This window comes from Bradyrhizobium sp. HKCCYLRH3073 (assembly GCF_051167995.1).
Lineage (GTDB): Bacteria > Pseudomonadota > Alphaproteobacteria > Rhizobiales > Xanthobacteraceae > Bradyrhizobium.
The window spans coordinates 233,173-250,021 of sequence record NZ_JBNPUD010000005.1 but is presented as its reverse complement, the minus strand read 5'-3'; the positions used below and the strand labels follow the sequence as shown (position 1 = coordinate 250,021).

The 16,849-nt window shown below is 65.5% G+C and carries 17 protein-coding genes and 1 tRNA gene; 13 read left to right on the top strand and 5 right to left on the bottom strand.

The window, feature by feature from the left end; genetic code table 11:
- Positions 1 to 166: 166 nt before the first annotated feature.
- From ACQR1X_RS14935 to ACQR1X_RS14925, 3 genes are all read left to right on the top strand, one after another.
- Complete coding sequence (locus tag ACQR1X_RS14935; protein WP_434899099.1) at positions 167 to 877, top strand: TetR/AcrR family transcriptional regulator; 711 nt, start codon at positions 167 to 169, stop codon at positions 875 to 877.
- Positions 878 to 1,058: 181 nt separating this feature from the next.
- Positions 1,059 to 1,132: transfer RNA gene (locus ACQR1X_RS14930), tRNA-Gln, on the top strand.
- A gap of 226 nt (positions 1,133 to 1,358) precedes the next feature.
- The gene (locus ACQR1X_RS14925; RefSeq protein WP_434899098.1) at positions 1,359 to 3,587 is read left to right on the top strand and encodes a tetratricopeptide repeat protein; all 2,229 of its coding nucleotides are present in this window, start codon (positions 1,359 to 1,361) and stop codon (positions 3,585 to 3,587) included.
- A 20-nt stretch (positions 3,588 to 3,607) separates the two neighbouring features.
- On the opposite strand, the gene ACQR1X_RS14920 is transcribed toward ACQR1X_RS14925, so the two are convergent.
- Positions 3,608 to 4,945: a sulfotransferase family protein gene (locus ACQR1X_RS14920; protein ID WP_316237842.1), complete on the bottom strand. Its 1,338-nt coding sequence runs from the start codon at positions 4,943 to 4,945 to the stop codon at positions 3,608 to 3,610.
- Between the two features lie 232 nt (positions 4,946 to 5,177).
- On the opposite strand from ACQR1X_RS14920, the gene ACQR1X_RS14915 reads away from it, so the two are divergent.
- Positions 5,178 to 5,333, top strand: coding sequence for a hypothetical protein (locus ACQR1X_RS14915; protein ID WP_434899097.1), 156 nt, complete (start codon positions 5,178 to 5,180; stop codon positions 5,331 to 5,333).
- A gap of 26 nt (positions 5,334 to 5,359) precedes the next feature.
- Here the strand turns inward: ACQR1X_RS14915 and ACQR1X_RS14910 are convergent, their stop codons facing one another.
- The 3 genes from ACQR1X_RS14910 to ACQR1X_RS14900 form a co-directional block, all read right to left on the bottom strand.
- A complete protein-coding gene (locus ACQR1X_RS14910; protein ID WP_434846591.1) occupies positions 5,360 to 5,878 on the bottom strand; it encodes a hypothetical protein in 519 nt (172 codons plus the stop codon).
- Between the two features lie 168 nt (positions 5,879 to 6,046).
- Entirely contained in the window at positions 6,047 to 6,964 is a 918-nt protein-coding gene (gene hpaD / locus ACQR1X_RS14905; protein WP_315827378.1) for a 3,4-dihydroxyphenylacetate 2,3-dioxygenase, read from the bottom strand.
- Between the two features lie 170 nt (positions 6,965 to 7,134).
- The gene (locus ACQR1X_RS14900; RefSeq protein WP_315714485.1) at positions 7,135 to 7,656 is read right to left on the bottom strand and encodes an Hsp20/alpha crystallin family protein; all 522 of its coding nucleotides are present in this window, start codon (positions 7,654 to 7,656) and stop codon (positions 7,135 to 7,137) included.
- Positions 7,657 to 8,143: 487 nt separating this feature from the next.
- On the opposite strand from ACQR1X_RS14900, the gene ACQR1X_RS14895 reads away from it, so the two are divergent.
- Both ACQR1X_RS14895 and ACQR1X_RS14890 read left to right on the top strand, forming a co-directional pair.
- On the top strand, positions 8,144 to 9,898 hold the full coding sequence (locus tag ACQR1X_RS14895; RefSeq protein WP_315803111.1) for an ATP-binding protein: 1,755 nt from the start codon (positions 8,144 to 8,146) through the stop codon (positions 9,896 to 9,898).
- Between the two features lie 158 nt (positions 9,899 to 10,056).
- Positions 10,057 to 10,641: a peroxidase-related enzyme gene (locus ACQR1X_RS14890; RefSeq protein ID WP_315803110.1), complete on the top strand. Its 585-nt coding sequence runs from the start codon at positions 10,057 to 10,059 to the stop codon at positions 10,639 to 10,641.
- A gap of 5 nt (positions 10,642 to 10,646) precedes the next feature.
- On the opposite strand, the gene ACQR1X_RS14885 is transcribed toward ACQR1X_RS14890, so the two are convergent.
- Positions 10,647 to 11,273 (bottom strand): ParB-like protein, encoded by a 627-nt coding sequence (locus ACQR1X_RS14885; protein ID WP_315803109.1) that lies wholly within the window; start codon positions 11,271 to 11,273, stop codon positions 10,647 to 10,649.
- 239 nt (positions 11,274 to 11,512) lie between these two features.
- On the opposite strand from ACQR1X_RS14885, the gene ACQR1X_RS14880 reads away from it, so the two are divergent.
- The 7 genes from ACQR1X_RS14880 (at position 11,513) to ACQR1X_RS14850 (ending at position 16,842) form a co-directional block, all read left to right on the top strand.
- Positions 11,513 to 11,863, top strand: a complete 351-nt coding sequence (locus ACQR1X_RS14880; protein WP_315803108.1) for a hypothetical protein — start codon at positions 11,513 to 11,515, stop codon at positions 11,861 to 11,863.
- Between the two features lie 217 nt (positions 11,864 to 12,080).
- Entirely contained in the window at positions 12,081 to 12,362 is a 282-nt protein-coding gene (locus tag ACQR1X_RS14875) for an acyl carrier protein (RefSeq protein WP_006609130.1), read from the top strand.
- Positions 12,363 to 12,371: 9 nt separating this feature from the next.
- Positions 12,372 to 12,842 (top strand): 3-hydroxyacyl-ACP dehydratase FabZ family protein, encoded by a 471-nt coding sequence (locus ACQR1X_RS14870; RefSeq protein WP_315803107.1) that lies wholly within the window; start codon positions 12,372 to 12,374, stop codon positions 12,840 to 12,842.
- On the top strand, positions 12,839 to 14,044 hold the full coding sequence (locus ACQR1X_RS14865; RefSeq protein ID WP_315803106.1) for a beta-ketoacyl-ACP synthase: 1,206 nt from the start codon (positions 12,839 to 12,841) through the stop codon (positions 14,042 to 14,044). The genes ACQR1X_RS14870 and ACQR1X_RS14865 overlap by 4 nt, the downstream gene beginning before the upstream one ends.
- Before the next feature lie 38 nt (positions 14,045 to 14,082).
- Complete coding sequence (locus ACQR1X_RS14860; RefSeq protein WP_409997940.1) at positions 14,083 to 15,357, top strand: beta-ketoacyl-ACP synthase; 1,275 nt, start codon at positions 14,083 to 14,085, stop codon at positions 15,355 to 15,357.
- A gap of 16 nt (positions 15,358 to 15,373) precedes the next feature.
- Positions 15,374 to 16,306, top strand: coding sequence for a lipid A biosynthesis lauroyl acyltransferase (locus ACQR1X_RS14855; protein ID WP_315803105.1), 933 nt, complete (start codon positions 15,374 to 15,376; stop codon positions 16,304 to 16,306).
- Positions 16,307 to 16,464: 158 nt separating this feature from the next.
- On the top strand, positions 16,465 to 16,842 hold the full coding sequence (locus ACQR1X_RS14850) for a VOC family protein (protein WP_315803104.1): 378 nt from the start codon (positions 16,465 to 16,467) through the stop codon (positions 16,840 to 16,842).
- Positions 16,843 to 16,849: the final 7 nt, after the last annotated feature.

The following is a 16,849-nucleotide window of genomic DNA, read 5'->3' as shown; positions in this document are numbered from 1 at the left end:
CTCGTCCTCCCTCTTGCTCGCGTCCCGGCCGCGCCTGGCAGCCCGCACGAGTTGTATCGTTCTGATGGCTCTGGGATCCGCGACGTCCCAGGCAGGGGCGGCACGGCCAGGCTTGCCTCAGATCATAATCATAATTATGATTATTGTTCTAGAGGGAGCCAGCGACATGCCTCAGCGGATCGCGCCGGACCACCTGCCCGGCGTCACCCCGTCGCGGCAGCAGCGCAGCCGCGAGACGACGCTTGCCCTGCTGACGGCCGGCGCGGAGCTGCTGCACACGCGCGGCCTCGCGGAGCTGTCGATCAGCGACCTCTGTGCGCATATCGGGGCAACGGTCGGCGCCTTCTACAGCCGGTTCGACAGCAAGGAGGCCTACTTCAACGCCCTGCTCTCGCTCACCCTGGCGGACGGGCGGAAGCAGCTCTCGAGACTCCAGCCGCCCGATCCCGCCCGCGCGGGCAACCTGAACCGGCAATGCCACCTGCTGGTGCGCGGCACCGTGCTGTGGATGCGCCGTCACAAGGGCGTGCTGCGCGCCGCGCTGGTGCGCAGCGAGCGCGGCGCGAACCACTGGAGCGGCTTCAAGGAGCTGGCACAGGCACTGTCGGAGCGTGCGGCGCTGCTGCTGCCTGGGGGCGGGCGCGCCGGCGCGGCGTCACGCACGCGGTCGGGAACAGCGGACGCGCGAAAGACGGTCGCGTTCGGCGTCCAGGTCGTGCTCGGCACCCTGGTGAACGCCATCCTCAACGATCCCGGCCCGCTGTCGATCGACGACGACGAGATTGCGGAACGGCTCGGCGCCTGTCTGGTCCTGCTGGTGCGCGGCGGCCCGGACGGCACGCCGCGAAAGCCGCGGGCCGCGAGAGGCGAGCGCTAGACCCGGCCAGCCCGTGGCGCGACGGGCGGCAGAGCACGTTGGAAATCCGTCATCCAGCGGCTTGCCAAAGCCTGATACATACGGGTAGAAGGACGCGTCGCCGCCGCCCGAGCTTTGCCGGCCGGCGCGCAGAACGGTGCCAAACAGTCCGGCAATTGCTTGAAACTGCAGGGCATTCCGTTGGGGAATGGTGTAACGGTAGCACAACAGACTCTGACTCTGTTTGTCTTGGTTCGAATCCAGGTTCCCCAGCCAGCTTGATCATCGCCGCGACGGCTTGAAGCTCCACCGCCTCGTCCTTGTGATCTGAGAAGCATCCGGCTCGGTTTTGCCCTACGCCCGAGATTGCATGCCCATGCGGGACACGCTGCGGCGTCCGCCCCTTCGGCACGCGGTCCCGCGCGTTAACGTCTGCTCATTGCGAATCGGCGAGAACGGAACAACCATTGCGAGCAATGGACCGGTTCCGTGGAGGACACACTTGCAAAGCAGCGTCGGCTCCCGCGCCTTCCAAAACGCAAGGCTGCAAAAGCGGGCCAAGAAACAGGCGGACGTGCTGCTGCCGGCAGCGGTCAAGGCCTACCGCGAGGGCCGGCATCCGGAGGCTCAGGCCCTGTGCCAGCAGATCCTGCAGGACCTGCCGCACCATTTCGGCGCCCTGCATCTGCTCGGCGTGTCCGAGCGGGACTGCGGCCGCTTCGACCAGTCGGTGCGCGTGCTGACACGCGCGACCGAGATCGATCCGCGCTCGGCCGACGCCCAGTCTGATCTCGGCCTGTCGCTGTCCCGGCTCGGCCGCCACGAGGACGCTCGCGCCCGCTTCGAGCGCGCCATCGCGCTCAGGCCGAACTTCCCGACCGCGCTCACGCATCTGGGCAACGCGCTGATGAGCCTCTTCCGTTTCGAGGAGGCGATCTCAGCGCATGACCGCGCCATTGCCCTGAAGCCCGACTATGCCGAGGCCTACGCCAATCGCGGCATGGCGCTGCTGTTCACGAGCCGCAACGACGAGGCCGGTCAGAACTTCGATCGCGCGCTGGCGCTGCAGCCGCGGTTGCTGACGGCCCTGTTCGGCAAGGGCGTGGCCAGCATGAACCTGCGGGAGTTCGATTCCGCGCTGGCCGCGCTGGATGCGGCGCTGGCGATCAATCCGAAGGCTGCCGCCGTGCTCGCCCAGCGCGGCCGGGCGTATCAGGAGATGGGCAAGTTCGACCAGGCGGAAGCCGATTTCGACGCCGCGCTCGCGCTCGAGCCGCTGCTGGAAGAAGCACTTTGCGGCAAGGCCGCGGTGACTCTCGTCCATGGCAATATCGCGCTCGCGATCTCCGTTATCAACAAGGTGCTGGCACAGAACCCGGACTCGGAGATCGCCTGGACCCTGCTCGGCGTCTGCGCTGCAGCGCAGGGCGACACCGCCACGGCGATCGAACATTACGACCGCGCGCTCGCGATCCGACCGAACCATGAGGACGCGATCACCAAGAAGATCTTCGCGCTGGATTTCCTGCCCGACACCGGGGTGGAACGTCTTCAGGAAGCGCGGAGATATTGGTGGGATGCGATCGGCTCGCGATTGGAGCGCCGCTCGCTCGGCGTGCGAAACATCGACCCCGACCGGCGGCTTGTCGTCGGCTACGTCTCGTCCGATTTCCGCGACCATTCAGCGGCCTTTGCCTTCCTGCCCCTCCTGCGCCATCACGATCGCAACAAGTTCGAAATCCTCGCCTATTCCTGTTCGCCGATGAAGGATGCCAAGACCGACCTGTGCCGCTCGCTGGTCGATCGCTTTGTCGACGCCTCGCTGTGGGGCGACGACAAGCTCGCCGATCAGATCCAGGCCGACAAGGTCGACATCCTCGTCGACCTCTCGGGGCATTCCGCCGGCCACCGGCTCACGATGTTTGCGCGCAAGCCCGCCCCGGTCCAGGTCTCGGCCGTCGGCAGCGTCACCGGGACGGGCCTGCCCGTCATGGATTATCTGCTGGCCGATCCGGTGACGATTCCACCCGCGGTCCGGCATCTGTTCGCCGAAAAGATCTACGACCTGCCGTCGCTGATCACGATCGAACCCCCGCCTCCCATTCCGCCATCGCCGCTGCCGATGCTTCGTAACGGCCACGTCACCTTCGGCGTGTTCAATCGCATCGACAAGATGTCCGAACCTGCTCTCAGACTCTGGTCGCAGCTGATGGCTGCAACGCCCGGCTCGATCATCGTCGTCAAGAACCACTCGATGGGCGATCCCCTGCTGCGCGACCGATTGGTTGCACGCTTCGTCGCTCACGGCATTACCGCGGACCGCGTCCGTTTTGCAGGAAAGACGACGCGCCAGGAGCATCTTGCGATGTTCGCCGAGATCGACATCTCGCTCGATCCGTTCCCGCAGAATGGCGGCATCTCGACCTGGGAATCGCTGCAGATGGGCGTGCCTGTGGTCACCAAGCTCGGCAGCGGCCCTGCCGCCCGCGCGGGCGGCGCGATCGCCAAGGCAGTGGGCCTGGACGCGTGGGTCGCCGATGACGACGAAAGCTATCTCGCGACAGCGCTGAAATTCTGCTCGCGGCCTGCCGAGCTTGCCGCGCTCCGCGCCGAGCTGCCGGCCAGGGTCTCGCATTCAGCGGCCGGAAACGGCGCGCTCTACACGCAGCATGTGGAACAGGGATATCGGACGTTCTGGCGCGACTATTGCCGGCAAGCGCCGATCCGCTAGCGTTTCCTGTTTTGATTGGATCAGGACCGACCGGGCCGGCAGAGCCTCGCGCCCGTGCGCCGTTCCACCCATGCGAGATACTCTTCCGACCGGGCCAGCACCTGCGCCCGCGACAATCCGAATTGCTCGAGCGAGTAGACATGCTTGAAACGGCGGCTGATGGACTCCGCCTGCAAGTGCCGTCGCATGAGGGTCTCGAACTCGCCCGTGAAATCGTAGCCGAACTTCGCATAGATGGTGCGAACGGTCGCGATCGGGTCGCGAGTCAAATCCTCGAACAGGACATCGATGAATTGGCCGGATCTCGCCTCCTCGTCGGCCTGCATCATCCGGGCCATCGACTGCTCGAACAGCTCGAGCATGCGCTGGCCGAGGTCGTGGGCATCGAGGCGCGGCGTATAGGCGATCTGCATCTGCGCGATCAGGCTGGCGAGGGCCGGAATGATCTGGCAGGGATCCCGATGCAGCCGAACGATCCGTGCGTCGGGAAAGCTCTTGAACAGCACCGGAAAGAACTGCGCATGAGCCAGCGACTTGCTGACCCAGTGCCCGCCGCGATGAAACAGTTGCAGGTGCTGAACCTGACGTCTGTAGCCGGCGTACAGCATGTCCAACTCTGACGGACTCACCCCTCGGAACCATTGCCAATAGTCCGGTGACCTCAGCCCGAGGATCATGTGCTGCGGGCCGTGCCACATCATGAGCTGGCACTCCTCGGGGGCCGCGGGGGCGAACTCATGGATCTTGTGCAGATCCGGCATCACGGCCGACCTAAAATCGGCGTGCACGCGAAGCCGGTCGATCCGCGGATCCGTCTCATACGTCTCCCGACGAGGCGGTGGCGACGGCTCCTGCAACTCCCAGAGCCGCGGTGCCCGCGCCTGGGGATCGAGGGCCAGCAGATGATGCAGAAACGTGCTTCCGGTCCGGCCGAAACCGACGAGAAACAGAGGCTTTGCAACGGGCACGTCGACGATGTCGGGGAAGTCGGCCACATCCTGCTCGAACTGAAGGTACCGCTCGAGCCAGCCATAGATGTAGTGGCTCGCCATGTAGCGGCCGAGATCGTCATAGTGGGTATCGCGTGCGATCGAGCCTGCCAGGCACCTGATCCCTTCGAGATGCAGTTCGCCGCGCGTCCCCAGCGGCACCGAGCCGACGCGGCTTTGCGCCAGGTCGAGCAACTGATCGACGTCCAGCACTTGCCTCGCGCCAAGTTCGCGATCCAGGGAGAGCATCCTCGTCAGGAGCTGTGCGGCCTTGGGCGAGCGCAGCTCTGGAGCGACGACGATGGTTTCGTCGGAATCGACTTTCCGGCGAGGCATGGAACGCTTCCCTGGGCGCGGTGAGGCGTCCATGCTAGCGAACGGCCCGCCCGATCACAACAGAGGCGCCGCGATCGAGGCTGAATGCGACGCTTGCGCTGCGTCGACGACGCTGTCCTGCCGGTCCCCGCCTCGCATCGTCTCCTCGACTTCACGATCTCGCCAAGGTGCGCCCGATCACGGAATTAACCCGTCATTCACCACGATCCTCATCCGGCCGGAACGATGCAATTTGCTTCAAATTGTCTGGCCAGGGAGACGGGACATGACCAAGCTGATGGACCTCGAAGACCAGATCGAACGCGCCGAGCGGCTCGCGCGCAGCATCACCGACACGCTGACGATCGAGCGGCTGCGCCAATTCGCGGCCGAGTGCCGGTGCGAGCGCGAGCGGCTGTCGCATCAACGCCACGTGGCCTGAAGGATCGCATCAGAGGGCGCAGCCGCTCACGAGCAGGTCGTCACCATGTTGGTGCAGAGCTGCCGCGTCCAGCCGACGCCTTTCTTGACGCGGATCCTGGCGAAGTCGCCGAAGCAGCCGAGCAGCTCGACCGCCTGGTCACCGCTCGCATGCGGGTCGAGCTTCGCGCTCGATGTGGCGTGATCGCGGTAGATGGCCGCGCCGTTCTGCAGGCCGCCGGCGCCGACGATGCTCCGATGCAGGAAGCCCCTGCCCTGAAAGATCACGGTCTCCTTGCCTTGCTCGACGTCGTTCAGCACGGCCCGGTCGATCTCGAACCAGTCACCCTGCTGCGCGGTGAGATGCACGACGATCCAGCCGTCGCTGGTCGGATTTTTCAGAACCTTGGTGATGCTGCCGCCAGGCTCGGCGCGGACATTGGCGCCGTTCGGATCGCGGTCGATGATGTCGGCCTCGACGTTGCAGGCCTCGCGATGCGGCACTTGCGCCGCCGCCATGCCCGGCACGATGAGCATCGCGGTCAGCAACAGAATTCTCGTCAGCATTGAGCGGTCACCGGCCTCCGGTCCATCCCGCATTGGTCGCGCCGCCGACGCCGCGGTTCAACACCGAGCAAATGGCGGCGACCAGCCGGGCTCACGGCGACCGCCGATCAGGTCTATCCGGAGGACATCATCGAGATGTTCCGGCATCCGGAGGTCTGGTGAGCGGCGCTACAGCCGACCGCCCGCGAGCGCGGCGGCGCGCGGCCGGCCGACGTCGTCCAGCGCCTGCGGCATCGGTGAGACCGGAAACACCGCGTTGATCTGGCCCGTCCCCGATGATGGGAAGAACGGCGTCACCACCTCGACGCCGCGGTCGTAGTGGTTCCAGCCGAGCGCGCCCAGCAGCATGGCCGTATCGTGCATGAAGCCCTCGCCATGGCCCTTGCTGGCATATTCCGGCAGCATGTCGCAGAAATCCGGCCACTCGCCGTGCTCCCACATCTGGATCACCTCGTGGTCGAGCCGCTCCAGGAACGGGCTGAACATCCGGTCGCGATACTCGTCGGCGGTGCCGTTCTGGGCGAAGCGGTGGCTCAGCGAGCCCGAGGCGAAGAAGGCGACCGTGCCGTCGTAATGATCCTCGACCGCGCGGCGGAACGCCCAGCCGAGCTTGGCGCTGTCGGCGAGATAATGCGAGGTGCACAGCGCCGAGACGGAGACGACCTTGAAGTGGCGGTCGGGGTTCATGTAGCGCATCGGCACCAAGGTGCCGTATTCCAGCGCCAGCGACGTCGCATCGTGGGCCATGGTGGCAACACCATGGGCGTTGGCGCCCTCGGCGAGGATGTGGCCCAGCTCCGGGTTGCCATCGTATTCATAGGTCATGTTGGCGATGAAGTGCGGCAGCTCGTTCGAGGTGTAGAGCCCTTCGAAATGCGGCGCGCAATTGATGTGGTAGCCGGCATTGACCAGCCAATGGGTGTCGAACACGACGATGGTGTCGACGCCGGCCTCGCGGCAGCGCCGGCCGATCTCGATATGACCGTCGATCGCCGACTGTCGCTTGCCCTTGGCCGGACCATCCAGCTCGCTGAGATACATCGACGGCACATGCGTGATCTTGGCCGCCAGTGCGAGCTTGCCCATCCTCTCGTCTCCCTTCCGGTCGTTCCACGGTCCGGCATCGCCGACCGTTTGCTTGGGAGGCAGATTACCCCTGCAGCTCCGCGAAAAAAAGGGCCGCGCGCGCGGCCCTTCCTCGGCGTCCGATCCATCGTCTGTCCCATGATCATGGGACAGAAAGCCACAGGATGCGGTCACGCCGCCTTGATGTCGATGGTCTTGGCGGCCTTCTGTACCTCGGGTTTCTTCGGCAGGGTGACCTTGAGCACCCCCTGCTTGAACACGGCCTCGATCTTGTCGGTGTCGACGCCGTCGGGGATCTGGAAGGAGCGTTCGAACGAGCCGAAGCTGCGCTCACGGACGTAATAGTCCTTCTTCTTCTCCTCCTTGTCCTCCTGCTTCTCGCCCTTGATCGAGAGCACGCCGCTCGCAACCTTCACCTCGACGTTCTTCTCGTCGAGGCCGGGCAACTCAGCCGTGACCTCATAGGCATTGTCGTGCTCGGCGACGTCGACCGCCGGCGCCACGGCAAAGGACCGTGCGCGGGCCAGACCCGGCAGTTGGTCGAACAGCGACGGTGTGCGCCAGATCCCGCCATGGAAGTCCTCGAACACGCGATCGATCTCGCGGCGCAGGTTCTCGAACGGCCGCCATCCCTGCATGGAGGGCGCACCTGCCTTCTCGGTGTTGACGGGCAGCTTGGTAGGTTCAGCCATAACATCATCCTCCTGCTTCACGCGAGGATCAGGTCTGCAACGGCATGGGCGCGACCAATGTCATCCGACGAGATCGGCCGGCATCCGCTCCCTCGCGCTTGACGGGAAAGATATAGCCGGCACGCCCGGGTTCCAGATTGATTGCGATCAAATCGCTGAGCGGCCGGACGGCTTTCGGATCGGTGCGGCAACCCATCCAGGTTGCTTTCGGGGTCGGGGCGTCCAGCGCCGAAGAGCCCTGAAGGAAGAGCCTTGGAGATGGTGAACCGGACGTTAACCCGAACGGCTCGCGCAACGCTTTAGGGAAGGATGCAGAAATCCTTACACTCCAAAGTGTTAGGCCCCATTGAGGAGGCGCGATCGCAACGCCCCGCGCGCCCCTCCGACGGCCGGACCGGGCGCCGGCGCGTTCACAAACATTGCCCGCTTAACAAATTTTCCAGTCCCAGCAGAGAAGGTGTCAGCTCAACAATTCACCACAGGTTTCATGACCGTGACATCCTTCGGACGCGTGATCTCGGTGCGGGGCTCCCAGGCCCGCGTCGGCATTCTGTCGAAACAGCAGATGAACGTCTCCGATATCCGCGCGACAGTCGGCCGTTTCATCAGCATTCGCTGCCCGAGCGCCACGATCATTGCGATCATCACCGAGGTGACCAGCGAGGACCTCTCGCATGCCAGCGAATACGTCGCGACGGCGTCGGTAGACCTGCTCGGCGAGATTCTCGGGCCGGCCGAACGGCCCAAGTTCCAACGCGGCGTCACCCACTACCCGACCATCGGCGACGCCGTCGACATGATCACGAGCGAGGAGCTGCGCACGATCTACACGCCGACCGCCGGCGACCACATCGACATCGGCGCGCTGCAGCAGGACACCTCCGTGCGCGCCTGTGTCAATGTCGAGGAAATGCTGTCGAAGCATTTCGCGGTGCTTGGATCGACCGGCGTGGGCAAATCGACCGGCGTGTCGCTGCTGCTCAACGAGATCCTGAAGGCGCGGCCGAACCTGCGCATCTTCCTGCTCGACGTCCACAACGAATATGGCCGCTGCTTTGGTGAAAAAGCGCTGGTGCTGAACCCGCGCAACCTGAAGCTGCCGTTCTGGCTGTTCAATTTCGAGGAGATCGTCGACGTCCTGTTCGGCGGCCGGCCCGGCGTGCCGGAAGAGCTCGACATCCTGGCCGAAGTGATCCCGCTGGCGAAGGGCATCTACACCCAGTACCAGAACACGGACCGCATCGGGCTCAAGCGCGTCGACCCCAAGATGGTCGGCTACACCGTCGATACGCCGGTGCCCTACCGCCTCGTCGACCTGATCAACCTGATCGACGAGCGGATGGGCAAGCTCGAGAACCGCTCCTCGCGCATCATCTATCACAAGCTGATCTCGCGCATCGAGACCGTACGCAACGACCCGCGCTACGCCTTCATGTTCGACAACGCCAATGTCGGCGGCGACACCATGGCCGAGGTCATCAGCCATCTGTTCCGCCTGCCCGCCAATGGCCGGCCGATGACGGTGATGCAGCTCGCCGGCTTCCCGGCCGAGGTTGTCGATTCCGTCGTGTCGGTGGTGTGCCGCATGGCGTTCGATTTCGGGCTGTGGAGCGACGGCGTCTCGCCGCTGCTGTTCGTCTGCGAGGAGGCGCACCGCTACGCCTCCGCCGACCGCTCGATCGGCTTCGGCCCGACCCGCAAGGCGATCTCGCGCATTGCCAAGGAAGGCCGGAAATACGGCGTCTATCTCGGCCTGATCACCCAGCGGCCGGCCGAGCTCGACGCCACCATCATCTCCCAGTGCAACACGCTGTTCACGATGCGCCTCGCCAACGAGCGCGACCAGTCGCTGCTGCGCTCGGCGGTGTCGGACGCCGCCGCCAACCTGCTCTCCTTCGTCCCCTCGCTCGGCACCCGCGAGGTGCTGGCGTTCGGCGAAGGCGTCGCGCTGCCGACCCGGCTGCGCTTCAAGGAGGTGCCGCTGCATCAATTGCCGCGCAGCGAGGCGACGATCGCCACCGTCCGCTCGGTGAATGCCGGACACGACATGCATTTCGTCAGTGCCGTGCTGGAGCGCTGGCGCGGAGCGACCTCGAGCCGGGACGCCTCGAGCGGCGACGGCGGCGCCGGCAACCTCGGGGATCGAGGAAGTATGTCCGCATCGCTGGACGCGCCAATGCTGCAGCCGTCGATGGGGCTCGATCCGGACCGCTTCTCCCTGTTGAAGAAGCCGCTGCGCTAAACACGGCGGCCGCCGCTCTCAAATCCCGGTCGATGACGCCCCGAGGAGGCGTTGCGGGCACGTCGCCAAAAGCAAGGTGATGGGCTGAGCTGGACCGTTGCGCCTGCGCGGCGATCGACTAAGGTTCGCCCCCTGCCACGCACGCCGGACCCGTTGCCATGACGCAAGCTCCCATCAGCCGCTTTCCCGTTCCCGCAATCGACGCCTTGCCGGACGACATCCGCACCCGGCTGCTCGGCGTGCAGGAGAAGAGCGGCTTCGTGCCCAACGTGTTCCTGACACTCGCGCACCGGCCGGACGAGTTCCGCGCGTTCTTTGCGTATCACGACGCGCTGATGGAGAAGGACGGCGGGCTGACCAAGGCCGAGCGCGAGATGATCGTGGTGGCGACCTCGAGCGCCAACCAGTGCCAGTATTGCGTCATCGCGCATGGCGCGATCCTGCGCATCCGCGCCAAGAGTCCCCTGATCGCCGACCAGATCGCGATCAACTACCGCAAGGCCGACATCACGCCGCGGCAGCGGGCGATGCTCGATTTCGCGATGAAGGTGGCGCTCGAGGCGCAGACCGTCGGGGACGCCGATTTCAAGGCGCTGGCCGGCCACGGTTTCAGCGACGACGACATCTGGGACATCGCCGCAATCGCGGCATTCTTCGCGCTGTCGAACCGGATGGCGAATGTCACAGGCATGCGGCCCAACGACGAGTTCTACCTGATGGGGCGGCTGCCGAAGACCAAGTGAGACGATCAGTCGTCCGACGCCGGCCCGCACCAGCCGGGCAGATAGACCGCGTCGTGGCTCTTTGCGGCCGCCAGGGCGTGCTCCATGGCGGCGGCGAAATGGGTCTCGACCGTCTTGCGCTTGACCTTGCGGCGCAGGAAGTCGGCCCATAGGAACTCGCTGAACGGCGTCGTGTCCTTGGCAAAGCCGCCGGCGCGGCGCAGCTCACCGGCCAGGCTGCGGAACGGATCGTCCTTCAGATTCGCGACGGTCTTCGGCAGGTCCTTGAAATGCCGCCGCACGCCCTTGGCGTCGTAAGGATAGACCCAGCGCTTGTTGTCCATCACGCCCCAGAACGCCTCCCGATCGACCATCGAGAGGTCGCCGATCACCGTGACCAGCACATCCTTGACGCCCTCGTCATGGAGCGCGCGGGCGAGGTGATGGTGGTCGACGACGTAGTGCCGCTCGTCGGGACCGAGCACCACCGGGATCATGTGCTTGCCGAGCAGCTCGGCCTGCTTCTTCTTCGACTTGTGCTCGCGCCAGCGCTCGCGCTTCTCCTTCACCTCGCGCATGCCGACGGTCATCTGGGTCGGGCGCAGCGACAGGATCGGCACGGGATGAAGCAGCGGCTCGCGGGTATTGGCCATGGCTGGGCTTCCAGGGGGATGATCAGCATTATGCCACGCCTGCCGAGCCGTTCCAGCGCATCTTCCCCGAGCTGCGACGCCGTTCGGACCGACCGCGGCAGGTTCCAATCACCCGCGGAGCAGGCGCCGACTGGATGCATCCGAGGAGGGAGATGTTTTGCTGATGCAGCTCAATTATGGCAAAGTTTCTTTGTGAGAGGTTGGGCCCGCGTGCTAAAAAGGACCATCGGAGTCGAGGCATGAAGTCCCAGCGCCCCATTGCAGCGGAGGAAGAGCATCGCGTGGTGCCGTTCCGGCCGCGCAGCAGTCCGGTGCGGCGCGCGGCCGAGGGCGGCAGTCCGCCGATTCAGCTGCACCGGCGCGAGCAGCCGACACTCGATCTCTCCCGGTATGAGCAGCCGCGTGAGGAGCCCGATGACTTCCGCCACCGCATCCTGGCCAACATCGCCGCCATCGCCTTCACGGTCGCGTTGACCGCGATCGGCATCTGGCTGGCGATGAGCATTGCCGACCTGCGCAAGACCCAGGACTGCCTGCTGACCGGACGGCGCGACTGCGCCCGCATCATCACTGAGACCTACACGCCCTGATCCCCTGCTGGACGCGGCTGCCGCGGCCGGCGGGGCATCACAATCCCGCCACAACCGCCGTGTCCGGCTCCATTGAACTCACCGCGTCGCTCCGATATACGGGCACACGACTCCCCGGGCGACGGGGGTAAAAGGGCTCGCATCAGACGCCCCCGGGGGCGCGGTGTCCTCCCGTCGCCACCTACCGGATTAGCTCCAAAATATCAAAGGCTTAGTGATGTCCTCAACATTCGATCAGGTCGCCACGATCATCGCTGAAACCTGCGACATCCCGCGCGACACGATCACGCCGGATAGCCACGCCATCGACGATCTGGGCATCGACAGCCTCGATTTCCTCGACATCGCGTTTGCGATCGACAAGGCCTTCGGGATCAAGCTGCCGCTCGAGAAGTGGACGCAGGAAGTCAACGACGGCAAAGCCAGCACCGAGCAGTATTTCGTGCTGAAGAACCTGTGCGCCCGCATCGACGAGCTGGTCGCCGCCAAGGGCGCGTGAGCGCCTGCCATGCAGATCGAATACTTCCTGCTCATCGACCGCATTCTCGATCTTCGGCTGGACGAGAAGGCCATCACCGTCGAAGCCAAGGTCCCCACCGAAAGCACGATCTTCGAAGGGCATTTCCCGGGCTATCCGATCATGCCCGGCGTTCTCCTGATCGAATCGATGGCGCAGACATCGGGCTGGCTGCTGCTCGCGCTCATGAAGTTCGAGCGGATGCCGTTCCTCGCCGCGGTCAAGGAGGCCAAGATGCGCGGCTTCGTGTCGCCGGGCGAGGTGCTGACCGTCGAGGCCAACGTGCTGCACGAGGGCTCCGGCTATGCCATGACCGAAGCGCGCGTGAAGGTCGGCGGCAAGCTACGCTCGAACGCGACGATCACCTTCAGCCACGTCCCCTTCCCCAATCCGGAGCTGCGCGGACACATGGACGCCGTCGCCGAGCGCGTCGGCTTTCCGCAACAGGTCCTACAGCGATGAGTGAGACGACAGCCGTGACCTCCGAGCCCGTCGAAGTCTGGATCACCGGTATCGGCCTTGCGACCTCGCTCGGCGAGGGACTCGATGCGAACTGGGAGGCCCTCAACGCCGGCCAGATCAACGTCGACGAGCAGGGTTTTGCACCCTACATCGTGCATCCCTGGGCCAAGGTGAATCTGGAAGCGCAGATCCCGAAGAAGGAGCAGCGCCAGATGGAGGCGTGGCAGCGCATCGGCACCTATGCCGCCGGGCTTGCGCTGGATTCCGCCGGCCTCAAGGGCAACAAGGACATCCTGTCCCGGATGGACATGATCGTGGCCGCGGGCGGCGGCGAGCGCGACATCTCCGTCGACACAGCGATCCTCAACGCGGAGGCCCAGGGCAATTGCACGCCCGGCTTCCTGAACGACCGGCTGATGAGCGACCTGCGCCCGACCCTGTTCCTGGCGCAGTTGTCCAACCTGCTCGCCGGCAACATCGCGATCTCGCACGGCGTCTGCGGCACCTCGCGCACCTTCATGGGCGAGGAGGTTGCGGGCGTCGACGCGTTCAAGATCGCCTTGGCCCGCATCGCCGGCCGCCAGAGCGACATCGCGCTGGTCGGCGGCTCGCACAATGGCGAGCGCAAGGATCTGCTCGTGCTGTACGAGTTCGGCGACTACAATCTGAAGAACGAATTCAAGCCGGTCTGGTCCCGCAAGGACCATCCGGGCTTCGCGCTCGGATCGGCCGGCGCGTTCCTGGTGCTGGAATCCAAGCCGCATGCGGAGGCCCGCGGCGCCAAGCCGCTGGCGCGGCTCAGCAAGGTCGTCGCCGACCGCGCCCGCCGCAAGGAGGCAGGCGCGGTGACCGGAACGCTGGACCGTCTATGGTCGGCGCTCGACGTCCACGAGGCCCCCGGCGCCATCATCACGGGCGCGACCGGTGCGGAGCCGGTGACCTCGGAGGAGCGCGCCTTCCTCGACCATCACAAGGCGTTCGCGGTGCGCTCGAGCGGGACCCGTTTCGGCCACACGATGGAAGCGCATTTCGCGCTTGGTCTGGCGCTTGCCGCACTTTCGATCTCGCGCGGCGCCCTGTTCGCACCGGGCGACGCCTCGGGTGTGGAGGCAGAGATGAAGGAGGCTCCGACCCAGATCGTGGTGGTCGGCGCCGGCCACTACCGCGGCGAAGGCATGGCCTTGGTCGAAGCAGTCAAGTGAACACGGTACGGCCTTAAGAAGACGCGACGGGGGACATCATGAGTGTACGCGACAAGTTTGGACGCCCCATCGTGGTCGTGACCGGGATGGGCATCGTCACCTCCCTTGGGGCCGGCAAGTCCGATAATTGGAACAAGCTCGTGGCCGGCGAGTCCGGCATCCGCACCATCACGCGCTTTCCGATCGACGGCTTGAAGACGACCATGGCCGGCACGGTCGATTTCGTCCCCGTGGCGCCGTTCACGTCGACGGGCCTGTCCGAGCGGCTCGGCCACATGGCCGTCGAGGAAGCCATCGCGCAGGCTGGAATCGGCAGCAAGGGCGACTTCCCGGGCCCGCTGTTTCTCGCCGTGGCGCCCGTCGAGATCGAGTGGCCGCAGCGCCTGGAGCTCGCGCATGAGGTTGGCGGCACTCAGTTCACCTATGACGACCTGCTGAAGGTCTGCGGCGGCGGCAAGTTCGTCAACTATCACCACCGCTTCCTGTTCGGCTCGGTCGCCGATTCGCTGTCCGACACCTTCGGCACCAAGGGCTCGCCGATCTCGCTGTCGACTGCCTGCGCCTCCGGCGCGACCGCGATCCAGCTCGGCGTCGAAGCCATCCGGCGCGGTGAGACTGACGTCGCGCTATGCGCCGCCACCGAAGGCTCGGTCAATCCGGAAGGGCTCGTGCGCTTCTCGCTGCTGTCGGCGCTGTCGACCCAGAACGACCCGCCGCAGGCCGCCTCCAAGCCGTTCTCCAAGAACCGCGATGGTTTCGTGATGGCCGAGGGCGCCGGTGCGCTGGTGCTGGAAAGCTACGACGCGGCCGTGGCGCGCGGCGCCAAGATCCTCGGCGTCGTCGCCGGCTGCGGCGAGCTGACCGACTCCTTCCACCGCACCCGTTCCTCGCCGGACGGCAAGCCGATCATCGGCTGCATCCGCAAGGCGCTCGCCGATGCCGGCATGGCGCCGGAGCAGATCGACCATATCAACGCCCACGGCACCGCCACGCCCGAGAACGACAAGATGGAATATGTCGGCGTCTCCGCCGTGTTCGGCGAGCACACCGGCAAGATCCCGGTGTCGTCGAACAAGTCGATGGTCGGCCACACCATCTCGGCGGCCGGCGCGGTCGAGGCGATCTTCTCGCTGCAGACGCTCGAGCATCAGCGTATTCCGCCGACCATCAACTACGACATTCCGGATCCCGCGATCCTGTTCGACGTCGTCGGCAACAAGGCCCGCGATGCGCGCGTCACCACCGTGATGTCGAATTCGTTCGGCTTCGGCGGCCAGAACGCCTCGCTGATCCTGACGCGCGAACCGGCCTGATCCGCCTGTCACATCGATGAGTCTCCTGCCCCTCCGGACCAAGCTCGTGATCCGCCGAGCCGTGAAGTCGGCCGGGGCGTCCGCCGTCGGCGCGCTGACGGTAGGCATGCTCAGGACCACGCGCTATTTCGATCCGCAGAAGACGGCCGACCGCTTCGCGCGCCTCGCGCAGTGGATCGGTCCGCGGCTGCGCGAGCAGCGCATCGGCCGCGACAATCTCACGGCGGCCTTTCCGGAGAAATCGCCCGAGGAGATCGAGAAAATCCTCGCCGGCGTGTGGGACAATCTCGGCCGCGTCGGCGCCGAGTTCGCCCATCTCGACAAGATCTGGGATTACGACGAGGCTCATCCGGAGCGCAGCCGGATCGAGCTGTCGCCGCGCACCCATGAGCTGTTTCATCAGCTCCGTCTCGACGGCAAGCCGGCGCTGATCTTTGCCAGCCACCTCGCCAATTGGGAGATGCCGGCGCTCGCCGCGGTCGCCCACAAGCTCGATACGGCGATCCTCTATCGCCGGCCCAACATCGCCGCCGCCGACCGCATCATCCAGGAGATACGGCAGGTCAAGATGGGCACACTGGTCCCGGCCGGCCGCGACGCGCCGCTGCGGCTGGCACAGGCGCTGAAGAACGGCCAGCACGTTGCCATGCTGGTCGATCAGTACCTGACCGGTGGCGTCGAGGTCACCTTCTTCGGCCGCAAGACCCGCGCCAATCCGATGCTGGCCCGTCTGTTACGCCAGGTCGAATGCCCCGTGCACGGCGTCCGCATCATCCGCCTTCCCGGCAACCGCTTCCGCGCCGAAGTCTCGGAGGAGGTGAAGCCGGTCCGGACGGCCGATGGTCAGATCGACATCCAGGGCACGACACAGGCGATCACCGACGTCGTCGAGAGCTGGGTCCGCGAATATCCCGAGCAATGGCTCTGGCTGCATCGGCGCTGGCGGTAGCCCGCGCCCGGACAAACTCCGCTGCGGGGAAGCAGCGCTGCAGCACCACTTACCGCTGACGGGCCGTTCAAAGAAAACGCTTACCTCATCCATCGACGCTCGCTACCTTGGTCGCGTATCCGACGGCTGTTCGGAAGCTGCAGGGAGGACAAGCGCGAATGTTTTCGCATGTGATGATCGGCACCAACGACCTCGACAAGGCCAAGGCCTTCTACGACAAGCTGCTGGGAACGCTCGGCGTGAGGCCGGCACGGGTCGACGGCCACCGCATCTTCTACATCACGCCGACCGGCATTTTCGGGGTGTCGAAGCCGATCAACGGTGAGCCGGCCACGCACGCCAATGGCGGCACGATCGGCTTTGCCTGCAACTCACCTGAGCAGGCAGACGCCTGGCATGCAGCCGGGCTCGAAGCCGGCGGCACCAGCTGCGAAAATCCGCCCGGCGTTCGTGAAGGCTCCGCCGGCAAACTCTATCTGGCATATCTGCGCGACCTCGACGGCAACAAGCTCTGCGCGATGCATCGGCTGGGGTAATCCCGCG

What these genes read in the sequence shown, in the direction of transcription:
- ACQR1X_RS14885 (WP_315803109.1), bottom strand. Translation starts at nt 11,273, where the DNA reads ATGGCCAATACCCGCGAGCCGCTGCTTCATCCCGTGCCGATCCTGTCG.
- ACQR1X_RS14865 (WP_315803106.1), top strand. Translation starts at nt 12,839, where the DNA reads ATGAGTGAGACGACAGCCGTGACCTCCGAGCCCGTCGAAGTCTGGATC.
- ACQR1X_RS14895 (WP_315803111.1), top strand. Translation starts at nt 8,144, where the DNA reads ATGACCGTGACATCCTTCGGACGCGTGATCTCGGTGCGGGGCTCCCAG.
- ACQR1X_RS14855 (WP_315803105.1), top strand. Translation starts at nt 15,374, where the DNA reads ATGAGTCTCCTGCCCCTCCGGACCAAGCTCGTGATCCGCCGAGCCGTG.
- ACQR1X_RS14920 (WP_316237842.1), bottom strand. Translation starts at nt 4,945, where the DNA reads ATGGACGCCTCACCGCGCCCAGGGAAGCGTTCCATGCCTCGCCGGAAA.
- ACQR1X_RS14860 (WP_409997940.1), top strand. Translation starts at nt 14,083, where the DNA reads ATGAGTGTACGCGACAAGTTTGGACGCCCCATCGTGGTCGTGACCGGG.
- ACQR1X_RS14875 (WP_006609130.1), top strand. Translation starts at nt 12,081, where the DNA reads ATGTCCTCAACATTCGATCAGGTCGCCACGATCATCGCTGAAACCTGC.
- ACQR1X_RS14915 (WP_434899097.1), top strand. Translation starts at nt 5,178, where the DNA reads ATGACCAAGCTGATGGACCTCGAAGACCAGATCGAACGCGCCGAGCGG.
- ACQR1X_RS14910 (WP_434846591.1), bottom strand. Translation starts at nt 5,878, where the DNA reads ATGCTGACGAGAATTCTGTTGCTGACCGCGATGCTCATCGTGCCGGGC.
- ACQR1X_RS14850 (WP_315803104.1), top strand. Translation starts at nt 16,465, where the DNA reads ATGTTTTCGCATGTGATGATCGGCACCAACGACCTCGACAAGGCCAAG.
- hpaD (WP_315827378.1), bottom strand. Translation starts at nt 6,964, where the DNA reads ATGGGCAAGCTCGCACTGGCGGCCAAGATCACGCATGTGCCGTCGATG.
- ACQR1X_RS14890 (WP_315803110.1), top strand. Translation starts at nt 10,057, where the DNA reads ATGACGCAAGCTCCCATCAGCCGCTTTCCCGTTCCCGCAATCGACGCC.
- ACQR1X_RS14880 (WP_315803108.1), top strand. Translation starts at nt 11,513, where the DNA reads ATGAAGTCCCAGCGCCCCATTGCAGCGGAGGAAGAGCATCGCGTGGTG.
- ACQR1X_RS14900 (WP_315714485.1), bottom strand. Translation starts at nt 7,656, where the DNA reads ATGGCTGAACCTACCAAGCTGCCCGTCAACACCGAGAAGGCAGGTGCG.
- ACQR1X_RS14935 (WP_434899099.1), top strand. Translation starts at nt 167, where the DNA reads ATGCCTCAGCGGATCGCGCCGGACCACCTGCCCGGCGTCACCCCGTCG.
- ACQR1X_RS14870 (WP_315803107.1), top strand. Translation starts at nt 12,372, where the DNA reads ATGCAGATCGAATACTTCCTGCTCATCGACCGCATTCTCGATCTTCGG.